Origin of the sequence: Pseudomonas sp. TMW22090, from assembly GCF_022496665.1 — a bacterium.
GTDB classification, from domain to species: domain Bacteria; phylum Pseudomonadota; class Gammaproteobacteria; order Pseudomonadales; family Pseudomonadaceae; genus Aquipseudomonas; species Aquipseudomonas gregormendelii.
The window spans coordinates 61502-73608 of the sequence record NZ_SCFH01000001.1 but is presented as its reverse complement, the minus strand read 5'-3'; the positions used below and the strand labels follow the sequence as shown (position 1 = coordinate 73608).

Annotated in this window: 11 protein-coding genes; 5 read left to right on the top strand and 6 right to left on the bottom strand. The window is 59.9% G+C overall.

Features of this window, described 5'->3' with window-relative positions:
• Positions 1–10: 10 nt before the first annotated feature.
• Both EQV97_RS00350 and EQV97_RS00345 read right to left on the bottom strand, forming a co-directional pair.
• On the bottom strand, positions 11–1381 hold the full coding sequence (locus tag EQV97_RS00350) for a heavy metal sensor histidine kinase (RefSeq protein ID WP_240888655.1): 1371 nt from the start codon (positions 1379–1381) through the stop codon (positions 11–13).
• Positions 1378–2049, bottom strand: coding sequence for a heavy metal response regulator transcription factor (locus EQV97_RS00345; RefSeq protein WP_045059042.1), 672 nt, complete (start codon positions 2047–2049; stop codon positions 1378–1380). Before EQV97_RS00345 ends, EQV97_RS00350 begins: the two co-directional genes overlap by 4 nt.
• A gap of 146 nt (positions 2050–2195) precedes the next feature.
• Here EQV97_RS00345 and EQV97_RS00340 point away from each other — a divergent pair, with 146 nt between their 5' ends.
• Entirely contained in the window at positions 2196–2696 is a 501-nt protein-coding gene (locus EQV97_RS00340; RefSeq protein ID WP_122838532.1) for a heme-binding protein, read from the top strand.
• Positions 2697–2706: 10 nt separating this feature from the next.
• Positions 2707–3117 carry a hydroxyisourate hydrolase gene (gene uraH, locus EQV97_RS00335; RefSeq protein ID WP_045059040.1) on the top strand — a complete coding sequence of 137 codons (411 nt, stop codon included), beginning with the start codon at positions 2707–2709 and terminating at the stop codon, positions 3115–3117.
• Positions 3118–3204: 87 nt separating this feature from the next.
• Here uraH and EQV97_RS00330 read toward each other — a convergent pair whose 3' ends face one another.
• A complete protein-coding gene (locus EQV97_RS00330) occupies positions 3205–3546 on the bottom strand; it encodes a hypothetical protein (RefSeq protein ID WP_122838531.1) in 342 nt (113 codons plus the stop codon).
• Positions 3547–3735: 189 nt separating this feature from the next.
• On the opposite strand from EQV97_RS00330, the gene EQV97_RS00325 reads away from it, so the two are divergent.
• Entirely contained in the window at positions 3736–3972 is a 237-nt protein-coding gene (locus EQV97_RS00325; RefSeq protein WP_122838645.1) for a hypothetical protein, read from the top strand.
• A 109-nt stretch (positions 3973–4081) separates the two neighbouring features.
• Positions 4082–6253, top strand: coding sequence for an ATP-binding protein (locus EQV97_RS00320; RefSeq protein WP_240888075.1), 2172 nt, complete (start codon positions 4082–4084; stop codon positions 6251–6253).
• A 64-nt stretch (positions 6254–6317) separates the two neighbouring features.
• On the opposite strand, the gene EQV97_RS00315 is transcribed toward EQV97_RS00320, so the two are convergent.
• Together EQV97_RS00315 and EQV97_RS00310 are read right to left on the bottom strand one after the other, a co-directional pair.
• Entirely contained in the window at positions 6318–7418 is a 1101-nt protein-coding gene (locus EQV97_RS00315) for a polyamine ABC transporter substrate-binding protein (RefSeq protein WP_122838529.1), read from the bottom strand.
• A gap of 595 nt (positions 7419–8013) precedes the next feature.
• Positions 8014–9012: a bile acid:sodium symporter family protein gene (locus EQV97_RS00310; protein ID WP_240888074.1), complete on the bottom strand. Its 999-nt coding sequence runs from the start codon at positions 9010–9012 to the stop codon at positions 8014–8016.
• 85 nt (positions 9013–9097) lie between these two features.
• Here EQV97_RS00310 and EQV97_RS00305 point away from each other — a divergent pair, with 85 nt between their 5' ends.
• A complete protein-coding gene (locus EQV97_RS00305) occupies positions 9098–9886 on the top strand; it encodes a helix-turn-helix transcriptional regulator (RefSeq protein ID WP_122838644.1) in 789 nt (262 codons plus the stop codon).
• 11 nt (positions 9887–9897) lie between these two features.
• Here EQV97_RS00305 and treS read toward each other — a convergent pair whose 3' ends face one another.
• Positions 9898–11964: a maltose alpha-D-glucosyltransferase gene (gene treS, locus EQV97_RS00300; protein ID WP_240888073.1), complete on the bottom strand. Its 2067-nt coding sequence runs from the start codon at positions 11962–11964 to the stop codon at positions 9898–9900.
• Between the last annotated feature and the right edge of the window lie 143 nt (positions 11965–12107).

Below are 12107 nucleotides of genomic sequence, written 5' to 3'. Positions count from 1 at the left end.
GGTGATTCGCTCAAGTCTCGGCGAGCGGAAAACCCAGGCAAAAGCGCGTGCCGGTTTCGTCACTGTCCACGCTCACCCAACCGTCATGCAGGTGCATGATCGACCGGACGATGGCCAGGCCCAACCCGCCGGAATCATCCGGCTGATTGCGTGACGGGTCGCACCGGTAGAACCGTTCGAACAATCTCGGAAGATGTTCCGCAGCGATCGGCGCGCCCTGGTTGTGCACCGTGATCTCCAGGCGGTCCTGCAGCAGGGTGCTGCTGATCGTCACCGCCGTGCCAGGCGTCGCGTAGCGCAGGGCATTGGCCAGCAGGTTGGCCAGTGCCCTGCGCACCAGGCCGGGGTCGGCCAGCAACTGATCATGGGCCTGGTTGATCAGCCCTACCTCGCGCTCCTGCGCCACGCCTTCAAAGTAATCACAGAGCTGCTCGATCAGCTCGTGCAAGTCGATTTGAACGGCTTTCACCGCCGCGTCGGACTGCTCGGTGCGGGCGAGAAACAGCATGCTGTCGATCATTCGCGCCAGACGCTCGTATTCTTCCTGATTGGATACCAGCAGGTTTTGGTAATCCTCGATTGAACGACTGTGCCGCAGTGTCTGCTGGGTATGGCCCATCAGGTTGCTCAGCGGCGTGCGCATCTCATGGGCCAGGTCTTCGGAAAAACGCGACAGCTGGGCAAAGCCGTCTTCCAGTCGTGCGAGCATCTGGTTGAGTGCATGGCTCAGCGCCTGCAGCTCACTGAGTTGACTGAACTCATCCAGGCGCAAATGCAGGTGCTGCACATCGATCCCGGCAGCACGCCTGGCCAACAGGCGCACCGGTCGCAAACCACGCTGGCTGACCCACCAGCCCAGCACAAAAGCCAGCAGCGCACCGACCGACATGGCCAGCCAGAGCTTGAATCGATAGGCCGCCAGCATCTGCTCTCGCTCACCAAGCAACTTGCCGGCGATCAGGGTGAGACGGCGGTCGCCCTGGGTGACATCCTTCCAGGCAAGACGCACGGGTTCTGACGCATCTGCGTCAGCAACGAGCGCCTGGGGCGTGGCTGGCAACCTTGGCAGGTTCATCTGTGCCGGGTTGATTTCGATCAGCACCTGGCCGCTTTCATCGAGGATCCACAGCAGGTTGTCGCGATTGCCCAGCATGTTCTCGTAGAGCTTGGGCCGACTGCGCAATTGCTCGACGCTGTCGCTGTCGTTGATCAACGCCTGCATGCGCTCGAGGCGACCGAGCAAGGCCTGGTCATCGCGCCAGGCGATCTCCCGCTCCAGGGACTGATACAGGTAAAAGCCGATCGCGCCCAGCAACAGTGCGCTGACGAGCGCGAACATCACCGCCAGGCGCAGGCTGAGGGCGCGCGGGAACAGGTTCAGGATTGCACCTCGAGCATGTAGCCAATACCGCGCACGGTGTGGATCAACTTGAGCGGGTAAGGATCATCCACCTTCGCCCGCAAGCGACGGATCGCGACGTCGACCACGTTGGTGTCACTGTCGAAGTTCATCTGCCAGATCTGCGAGGCGATCAGCGAACGGGACAATACCTCCCCTTCCCGACTGAGCAGCAAGTGCAGCAGGGCGAACTCCTTATTGGTCAGGATCAGGCGCTCCCCGCCGCGGGTGACCTTGCGCCGCAGCAGATCCAGGCTCAGGTCGCCGACCACGAAATGTTCGACCTCACGCGGTGGGCCGCGGCGCAGCAGGGTGCGCACCCGGGCCAGCAATTCGGCATAAGAGAAAGGTTTGACCAGGTAATCGTCAGCACCCAATTCCAGCCCTTTGACCCGATCGTCCACCGAATCCCGGGCCGTCAGGAACAGTACCGGGGTCTGCCATTTGCGCCGGATGATCTGCAGCAATTGCCAGCCATCCAGGCCGGGCAGCATGACGTCGAGGATGATCAGGTCGAACTCGCTCTCCTGAGCCAGGTGCTGGCCGTCCAGCCCGTTCAGGGCGATCTCGACCACATAGCCCGACTCAGTCAGGGCCTTGCGCAGGTAATCCGCCGTCTTCGCTTCGTCTTCAACCACCAGGATACGCATTTTTTCCTCCAGGACTGGCGCATAGGCTAGCCCGCTTCGCGCGGTTCTCACATTACATATTGGTAATGATCGGGCAATCATCCTGAGCGGACGGGCCGGGCATCATGGCGACCAATGACTTAACCCGCCCCGATCAAGGAACAAGCATGCGTACCGGCCTATCGACTTCATTGCTGATCACTCTCGCCATGAGCCCTGCATTCGTCCACGCCGCCCAGGCGCCAGTGCCGCGGATGGACGTGACGCTGGCGCTGGCCAATGACTTGCTCAATGCCACGCTGGGCGCCTGCCACGCCGATGGCCGCACGGCCGTTGCCGCCGTCGTCGACCGTGGCGGCAACCTGGTCGCCGTGCAGCGCGACGACAACGTCGGCCCGCACAACACGCTGGCCGCTCAACGCAAAGCCTACACCGCGCTATCGACCAAGACCTCGACGCGCCTTCTCGCCGAACGCGCTCGCAGCACCCCGGATGCAGAAAACCTCAACACCTTGGGTGAATTGTTACTGCTGGGTGGGGGCGTGCCGTTGCAGTTCGAGGGCCAGGTGATCGGCGCCATCGGAGTGGCCGGCGCCGGTGGCGCTGCATTCGATGAAGGCTGTGCACTGGCTGCTATCAACCAAGTCCTCCCTGCTGTTAAAAACTAAGGAAATCACCATGACTGTATTGAAATCTCTCTTCGCCGGCGTCGTATTGAGCGCCCTGTCGACCCTGGCATCAGCGGCAGCCAACCCGCTGAGCGTCCACGTACTCAACTTGCAGGATGGCCTGCCCTCCCCCGGGGTCAACGTCACGCTGGAAAAACAGGACGGCAAGAACTGGGACATGCTCAACAGCGCCGCGACCAACGAACAGGGTCGGGTTACCGGTTTGTATCCGGAAGGCCAGAACCTGGAGAAAGGCACGTACCGCGTCACCTTCAAGACTGGCGAGTGGTTCAAGGCGCACAAAGTGGCCAGTTTCTTCCCGGAAGTACCGGTGATTTTCGAGGTGGATGGCACCGTTCCTCACTACCACATCCCCCTGCTGCTCAGTCCTTACGGGTTTTCGACCTACCGGGGTAACTGAAGCACAAAAAAAACCCCGCAACCGAATGAGGTGCGGGGTTAAAAAATTGGTTGGTTGCGGCCAACCAAAGGAGCTCTGTAGTAAACCTTAGATGCAGTCCTGTGCTGCACGTTCAAAACTGGAAGGCAGTAAATTCGACGCCAGCAAGTGCCGCTCATAGATGAACACTTTGCCGCCGTGGCCGGCCTTGTAGGCTTCCAGCACGTTGTCCGCCGAGATTTTGCTCGGCACCACGATCCGGTAGCTGCGCTGTGTCTGGGAAACGGTCGGATGCAACGCACTGCCCTGCAACTTGGGTACGACGCAGTCAGCGTACTGGGCCGGAGTCTTGCTGGTTTGCAAGGTCATGGTCGGATCGTTCGGCGCGGAGGCACAACCGGCCAGCAGCAACGAGGCAAACGCCATGGCAAAAACAAAAAGAGCACGCATCAATCTCATCCTGAAAAAATTTGGGCGATTCAGCAGTTGAACGGCATCGCCCTGTTCGATGATGGTGATTTTCCGGGTATTGTCAGCAAAGTAGAACTTGCCTTTGGTGATGTTCACTATTACTTCTAGCAATAGTTGCCCGCCGGCCCGGCAGGCATGCCAGCTAACAAGATCGATGAGGGTCTCTATTTGAGAACTTTTGACTTTATCCGCGACGCCGTCTTGCCCCAGTACCGTGAACGGGTGGCCGAATATCTGGTGGAGTACGAAAGCGTGTTATTGAGCGAGCCTGCGCCGAGCCCGGAGCTGGCGCGGGACACTGCCAATCAGCTGCGCGGCTACCTGCGCGGCCTGAACACCACGCGTGTATTGGGCATGGCAGATCTGGAGGAGCTGGACCGGCGTCTGGCAGATACCTGGCTGTAAGTTCGGCCGCGGCCTTGCTGTGCAAGCAAAACCCCGAGCCTTCGATCAAACCGGTTGAACCTACCCGCCGCCCTGCCCCTCGGATATTAAAACCTGAGTGGGTACACCCATGGACATCGAGGACACACTGCTGCGCCAGCGCAAGGTGCTTGCCGAATTTGGCGAGCTGGCCCTGGTGTCGGACGATCTTGAGCACATCCTCGACGAGGCCTGTCGCCTGGTGGGTGAGGCGCTGGAAACCAATCTCGCCAAGTTTATGTTGCTGCGTGAAGACGGCATCACTTTCCTGGTGCGCAACGGGATTGGCTGGACGCCGGATGTCGTGGGCAAGGTCCAGGTGCAAGCCTGTGAAGGCAGCCCGGAGCGCTACTCCCTGGACACCGATCTGCCGGTGATCTCGGTGGATGTCGCCACCGAAACTCGCTTCCGCTACCACGACTTCCAGATCAGGAATGGCGTGCAAGCGTTTGTCAACGTGCTGGTGTACGGTGCCACCGAGCAGCGTCCGTTCGGGATTTTCGAAGTCGACAGCCGCTGCCCTCGTGAATTTACCGACAGTGACATTGATTTCCTGCGGGTCTACAGCAATCTGCTGGGGGCGGTCCTCAAGCGCTTCAATACCTTGCAGGTCATGCGGTCCACCGAAGAAAAACTGCGCGAAAGCGAGAAGCATTACCGGATCGCCGCAGAGCTCAATCCGTTGTGGCCCTGGAGCGCCGACAGTCAAGGCGCGCTGATTTCCATCGATCAGCGCTGGTACGAATACACCGGGCTGAACCCGGCGCAAACGCTGGGTCGGGAGTGGACCCAAGCCGCCCACCCTGATGATCGCCAATCCCTGGCGCAAGGCTGGGATCATTCGCTGGCGACCCTGGAACCTTTCGATCTGCACGTCCGATTGCGCAAGCACGATGGCGAGCTACCCTGGTTCAGGGTGCGCGCCTTGTGCAGCCTCGACGCTGGCGGGCACAGCGAGCAATGGTATGGCACCCTGGAGAACGTCGATGACCGGGTGCAACTTGAGTCAGCGCTGCGCGACTGGAACGATTTGCTGGAAGACCGAATCGCCCAGCGCACCGCGCAGCTTGAGGCCGAACAGCACGAGCGGGCCATGGCAGAATCCAAGCTTCGGCAAAGTCAGAAAATGGAAGCAGTCGGCCAGCTGACCGGCGGCATCGCCCACGACTTCAACAACTTGTTGGCCGGGATCATTGGCAGCCTTGAGTTGATGCAGCGCCGCATCGACGCCGGTCAGCACAATCAGCTCACCCGCTACAACTCAGTCGCCATGACTTCCGCCTCCAGGGCGGCCGCCCTGACTCAGCGGCTGCTGGCGTTTTCCAGACAACAATCACTGGAGCCCGAACTGCTCGAACCGCGCACCGTCGTCGCGGGCCTGGAAGAAATGATCAGGCGTACGGTGGGGCCCAGCATCGTCGTCGAGTGCTCGTTCAGAGCGAGCGACCGCATCCGCTGCGACCTCAACCAGCTGGAAAATGCCCTGCTCAACCTCGCCATCAATGCCCGGGATGCGATGCCCGACGGCGGCACTTTGAACTTGATGGTTGATCGCTGCACCATTGATGCGGCAGCGTCCGCTGACAGGAATATGCCCCAGGGTACCTATGTCAGCATTTCGGTCACCGATTCGGGTACGGGTATCAGCCCGGATATCCTCTCGCGCATCTTCGACCCTTTCTTCACCACCAAGAAAATAGGTGAAGGCACCGGCCTGGGCCTGTCGATGATCTATGGCTTCACCCAGCAATCCGGGGGCCAGATCAAGGTCCACAGCAGCCTCGGGGTCGGTACGACCGTCACCATGTACTTCCCGGTAGACCGTTCGCTGCCAGGGCATAGCCGAAAAAAAGCCAGCGAAGCGCATTCCACGCTACGGGCTGCCCACAACGAAGTCATCCTGCTGGTGGACGACGAAAAAGCCATCCGGCAGATGGTCTCGGAGTTTCTGAGCGAGATGGGCTATCGCGTGATCGAAGCCGTGGACAGCGTGTCAGCCATCAAGCAGGCGGAAAAACTCGACCATTTGGACTTGTTGCTGACGGATATAGGTTTGCCAGGCGTGATGAACGGAGTCAGCCTGGCTGCGGAATTCAGGGGGCTATACCCGTCGCTCAATGTGCTGTTCATTACCGGTTTTGCCGCAGGTTCGCGCCTGGTCACGGTGGATGCGTCCACCCAGGTATTGCCCAAGCCGTTTAGCCTCAACGATCTGAGCCATCGGGTGCGCGAGCTGCTTGATTCAGGCCTGGGCAGCACGTAGCTGTCGCTCTGGCCAGCGAAGCTCCGCGCACACCGTCGTTTCGCCGACGGTGTGGAGCGAGGGGTTATTTGTCGGACTTGATACTGGTCCACACCCGAGTACGCACCCGCTCAAGTTTCTGTGGCAGCGGTTGCACGACGTAAAGGGTTTTCAGGGCTTCGCTGGTCGGGGTCAGGTTCGGGTTGCCGGTGATATCTTTGTTGATCAGCGCGATCGAATCCTTGTTGGCGTTGGGGTACCCGAGGAAATCACTGATCGGGGCGATGACTTTAGGGTCCAGCAGGGTATTGAGGAACTCGTGGGCTTCCTCGACGTTCTTCGCACTTTTGGGAATGGCGAAGGTGTCGAACCAGATCGGCGCGCCTTCCTTGGGCAGGCGCCAGTCCACCACTACGCCATTACCCGCTTCCTTGGCGCGGTTGCCGAATTGATAAAAGCTGCCTGAATAACCAATGGCGACGCAGATGTCACCGTTGGCAATGTCGGTCATGTATTTGGCAGAGTTGAAGTAGGTGACATACGGGCGGATTTTCATCATCAACGCCTTGGCTTTTTCGTAGTCATCGGGATTCTGGCTGTTGGGATCCAGGCCAAGGTAATGCAGGGCCAGCGGCAGGATTTCCGAAGGCGAGTCGAGCATGGCCACGCCACAAGCCTTGAGCTTCTCCATGTTCTCGGGCTTGAACACCAGGTCCCAGCTGTCCACCGGGGCATTCTCGCCAAGTGCAGCCTTGACCTTGGCCGGGTTGAAGCCAATCAGCACGGTGCCGTACATATAGGGCACGCCGTAGAGGTTGCCGGGGTCGTTCTTGTTCAACAGCTTGAGCAGTTCCGGGTCCTGATGGCTCCAGTTCGGCAGCTTGGATTTGTCGAGTTTCTGGAACACGCCAGCCTTGATCTGGGTTTCGATGAACTGGTTCGACGGCACCACCAGATCGTACCCGGAGTTACCCGTCAACAGCTTGGCTTCCAGTGACTCGTTGGTGTCGAAGGTGTCCCAGGTCACCTTGATGCCAGTGTCCTTGGCGAAGTCCTTGGGCACCGATGGCAGGATGTAGTCTGCCCAGTTATAAACTCTCAGTTCGCGCTGTTCGGCGTGTGCCGCGGCGGCCAGCAGTGTCAGCCCGCACAGGCCTGCACCCAGAATGCGTTTCATCGTTTGCATTGATTTCCCCAAGTGTGACGTCAGTACGATGGTTTTTATGTTCTGTACACGGCAGCAGGCTTGAAAAATAGCCAAAGGCAAGGAGCAGCAGGAATCTGGTCGTCGTAGCGACTGCTACCGATTCTTGCTGACAGCAGGGTCGGTTCACAGTGGGCGATTGGCCAAAAGGGGATCGAAACGGCCAAAATACTTGTCCGCAAATGGACGTCGCAGGGTTTTATCGACTATACGAAAAAGCCCGCTCTAAGCGGGCTTCGGATTTCGAGTAGGTGGCCAGTGCTGGTCTCCGGCTTACAAGGTTTATCAGGACTCCCACACAAGCGCTTTGTATTTACTGCACTAGTGCTTCACACGGCATCAGGGCTGGATCTCAGCGCGGAGATCTTTCTAACCGTGTACCCTTCGGAACGCTGCCCCGCGTCTCCTCGCTATCCGCTTGCGCATCAGTCTGCGTCTTCACCTACACCTTCAGGATAGCAAAAAACCTCCATTTTCAAACTGCTCGATTAGATTGATTCGCTCTGGCGCTAGAACCTCGTGAAGCTAAAACCAGCCTGAAAATTCCTTGCCGTTCAATACGAATCCTGCTGCCACATCAGGGGTCCACCTGCCCCATCAATTCGGCGACGCTCTCCTGGCGCTTGGCATAACGCTGCGCCAGCACTGCACAGACCATCAGCTGAATTTGATGGAACAGCATCAGCGGCAGGATCAGCACGCCGATGGTGCTGCCGGCGAAGAGCACCTGTGCCATCGGCACCCCGGTGGCCAGGCTCTTCTTCGAGCCACAGAACAGGATAGTGATGCGGTCTTCCTGGTTGAACCCGAACACCTTGCCCAGCACCGTGGCGGACGCCAGCACCAGCGCCAGGAAGATGCAGCACACCAGCACCAGGCCCGCCAGCTCCCATACCGGAATCTGCTGCCAGATGCCCTCGTTCACCGCCTCGCTGAAAGCACCGTAGACCACCAGCAGGATCGAGCCCTGGTCGACGAATCTGAGCCAGCTCTTGTTGCGTCCCACCCACGCCCCTATCCAGCGTCGGGCGATCTGCCCGGCAATGAAGGGCAGCAGCAGTTGCACGCTGATCTTCATGATCGCATCGAGGGTTGATCCGCCGTCGCCGTGCACGTCCAGCAGCAAGGTCACCAGCAAAGGCGTCAGGAAAATCCCGAACAGGCTGGACGCCGCCGCACTGCAAATGGCCGCCGGAATATTGCCCCGTGCCAGGGACGTGAAGGCGATCGCCGATTGGACTGTGGCGGGTAAAGCACAGAGGTACAGCATGCCCATGTAAAGCTCGTCGCCAATCAGTGGCGACAACAGCGGTTTGAGCGCCAGCCCCAGCAGCGGGAACAGCACGAAGGTCAGGCCAAATACCAAAAGGTGCAGGCGCCAGTGACCGGCGCCGGCGATGATCGATTCACGGGAAAGTTTGGCACCGTGCAGGAAAAACAGCAGCGCAATGGCGATGTTGGTCAGCCAGCCAAAGCCCACTGCGACCTGACCGCTGGCAGGCAGCACGCTGGCGATAACGACCACGCCAATCAGGGTCAGGGTGAAATTGTCGGGCAGGAAACGAGGGCGAGTCATCAGATCATCATCCGGGGGTTGCCAAGTACGTGGGACCGACTCTAACGTGCCTGCTGATTACCGACTAACGCCGATGAGCCAGCTGATGCCGCCTAAAGGACATGAAAAAAGCGTAAGGCGCAGTGTACCCGGGCTTCCCAGCCTGCCAAGACCGGTCTACGGTCGTACCGAATCACTGCCCAATCGCGCGCTGACTCGCCGCCACAGTCACCCATGGGTGCAGTTGTCGTATGCGATTCAGGGCGTATTGGAGGTCCAGACCAGTGTGGGCCGCTTCGTAGCGCCACCCGAACGGGCGGTATGGATACCGGCGGGCATGCCGCATCGGGTGTTCAGCTCGCCGCGCACGGAAATGCGCAGCCTGTACCTGGATTGCAGCGTGACGCAATGGGCGCCGCCGCGTTGCCATGTGCTGGGGGTCAGTGATCTGCTGCGCGAGTTGATCAGGGCGTTCAGTAAAATCCCCGTAGAGTATGAGCAGCACGGCGCCCATGGGCGGCTGACTCAGGTATTGCTGGACCAGCTCGCCGAGGCGCCGACGATCGACTTGATGCTGCCGCTGCCTCAGGATCTTCGTTTGCGGCAGATCTACCAGAGCCTGCAGGCCCATCCGGAACAACAGACAACCCTAGCGCACTGGAGCCAGAAATTCGGCGTGACGGAAAAGACCCTGAGCCGCCTTTTCCTTCGCGATACCGGCCTGACCTTCCGCGCCTGGCGCCAGCGTCTGCGCCTGCTGGGCGCGCTCACCCCGCTGGAACGGGAAGAACGAGTGACCGATGTGGCGCTGGCCTGCGGTTACGAATCGACCTCGGCATTCATCGCGGCGTTTCGGCAGCAGTTTGGCGAAACGCCGGGGGAGTTTTTCAGGTAGCTATTGGTTAATCAGATCATCGGCGAAGTGCTCACCACGCGCAGCGCCAGGCCCTCGTAGGCATCCAGGGTGATGGTGAAATCACCTTCGGCCGTGAGGTCGCCTTCTACTCGTTCATTAATGATGTCGACCACCGGGCCCGGCGCGATGTTCGGCAGGTGCAGGGTTTCGGTAATCGGCGTCGAGCCGAAGTTCAACGCGGTGATTTGCGTGCCTTTGCCGGCGGGCAGCTCATGCACCATGACCAGGAGCCCCGGATGCTGCACATCTGGCACCAGGATCTGGCGGCTGGCGGCGATGTCGTAGGCGCGGCGCGCGGCGAGGATTTTCTGCAGCTGGGACGCGAAGGAGTCAGGGTCGTTCAACTGGGTCGGCAAGCTGCCATAAAGCGTCTTCGGCCGCGGCATCTGTCCGGCTGAAAGTGGCGCATCAGGGTTCAGATCGACCAGGTCATAGGCGCCCCGATGGATCCAGCGGGTATCGCCATCGAGCATCAAGTGCTCGACCTGTTCAGCGGGCAGTGGCAAGGCGCCCACCAGATCCCAGCCGGACAACGCAAACACGCCTGGCTGCATCGCGTTATACATCACCAGCAGCAGGTGCACCTGACGGATCTGCGCGATATCTGTCGCAGTGATCGCGTCAAGATCACGAATCCCCAATGCCGCCGTGATGATGCTCGCCGTGGTGCATGACACGCCATTGGTGACGAATTTAAGGTTATAGGGTGCATGTTCGCCGGCCAGGCGTTCGTACATCTGTTCGCGGATGTGCTCGCGCAGGATATTGCCGGGGAAGGTCTGGCCCTGATACAGATAGGTATCATGGGCGTGCAGCGTCCAGAAGTGCACCAGCTCCAGGGTCAGCTCGTCGTGGTTTTGCAACGCGTGGATCAGCGAGCCGGGGTCGATGCCCAGGGTGTGCATCTGACGCAGCATCAGGCGCAGGAACTCGGTATCCCCCATCAGCAAGGCATGCTGGTAGGCCGGACGGGTGATGAAGTCATAGGACAGGTCCGCACCGCCATGGGACATGGCGGCGATGTCATCCACGGTCAGGTTCAACTCCTGGAAACTGAACCCGCCGGCCTTGCGGATCGCCCCCGCCAACAGCTGGTTGCCGGTGATCGACAGCGGGTGACTTTCCGACCAGGCGGTCCCATCGAGCTTGCGCTCCACGCCGAGAAAGCCGTTGGCGTCCAGGCGCAAAATCTTCGCGCCCATCACGTCGATGGCATGCAGGGCGTCGCCGATGATCATCTGCTGCGCAGCGAAGGTCGGGTCCAGCCAGTTCAATGACGGTTGGCCTTCCTTGAAGTAGTGCAGGTACACCCAGCGCCGCGGTTTACCGTCGACGCCGACCACTACCGGTGTGGCGCTCCAGTCGGTCTCCTTGACCCCTGGCTCGAAGAAAATCACACGCTGCAACTGGCCGACGATGTAATGCTTGTCCCGCAACACATCAACCTGCTGCGGGCTGAGGTTGTGCGCATCGCGCCCCTCCTCGATCTCCGGCAGCAGGGGCCAGTCTTCTTCGCGGATCTCGACCATGTGGTAGAGGCCCGGGTAATCCTCGTACGCCATCTCGGCCAGGCGAAAATCCGCGCCCTTGCCGGTGTGCGAAGGGATCACATCGTCGATGATCACCGCGTTGTGCGCGGCGGCCATGCGGGTCAGCGCCTGCAACTGCGCCTCGGTGCCCAGTTGCGGGTCGATCTCGAAACTGATGCGGTCGAAATTACCGTCGATGGTCGGCGTCTGGACCGTGCCGCGCAAACCACCGGACATTTTCAGCGGCCCATTGTGAATACCCTGGATACCGATTTTCGACAACGCATGCCACAGGGTTTCATCGCCAAGAGCCTCAAGCACGGTGCCGTCTTCACGGGTGACGATGGATGCCGGATACGCGGTGAACCACACGGAAGACAGCGCCGAAGCATCTCGCGGGCGGGTATGGGCAAACGGCTGTTGCCACAAGCGGCCCTGCCCCGAGTAAAGCTTGGCCCGCTGGCGGGCGGCGTGCAGCATTGATTGTTGAACCAGCCAGGCCACATGGTTATTTTCCGCTGCCGTCATATAACAATCACCTGTGCTCGAGAATCGAAATCGCAGTCGCCATTGCGCTTCAATGGCACCGCTCGTTTTCATATGAGGGCCTGGGAAGGCATTCGTTGCATCTTCGACGCCGACCGACGCCACTATCGAGTGATTGCAGTGGC

Bases quoted from the DNA above. Each gene is read 5' to 3' on its own strand.
- EQV97_RS00345 (WP_045059042.1), bottom strand. From the start codon at position 2,049: ATGCGTATCCTGGTGGTTGAAGACGAAGCGAAGACGGCGGATTACCTG.
- EQV97_RS00340 (WP_122838532.1), top strand. From the start codon at position 2,196: ATGCGTACCGGCCTATCGACTTCATTGCTGATCACTCTCGCCATGAGC.
- uraH (WP_045059040.1), top strand. From the start codon at position 2,707: ATGACTGTATTGAAATCTCTCTTCGCCGGCGTCGTATTGAGCGCCCTG.
- EQV97_RS00330 (WP_122838531.1), bottom strand. From the start codon at position 3,546: ATGCGTGCTCTTTTTGTTTTTGCCATGGCGTTTGCCTCGTTGCTGCTG.
- EQV97_RS00320 (WP_240888075.1), top strand. From the start codon at position 4,082: ATGGACATCGAGGACACACTGCTGCGCCAGCGCAAGGTGCTTGCCGAA.
- EQV97_RS00315 (WP_122838529.1), bottom strand. From the start codon at position 7,418: ATGCAAACGATGAAACGCATTCTGGGTGCAGGCCTGTGCGGGCTGACA.
- EQV97_RS00310 (WP_240888074.1), bottom strand. From the start codon at position 9,012: ATGACTCGCCCTCGTTTCCTGCCCGACAATTTCACCCTGACCCTGATT.
- EQV97_RS00305 (WP_122838644.1), top strand. From the start codon at position 9,098: ATGCCGCCTAAAGGACATGAAAAAAGCGTAAGGCGCAGTGTACCCGGG.
- treS (WP_240888073.1), bottom strand. From the start codon at position 11,964: ATGACGGCAGCGGAAAATAACCATGTGGCCTGGCTGGTTCAACAATCA.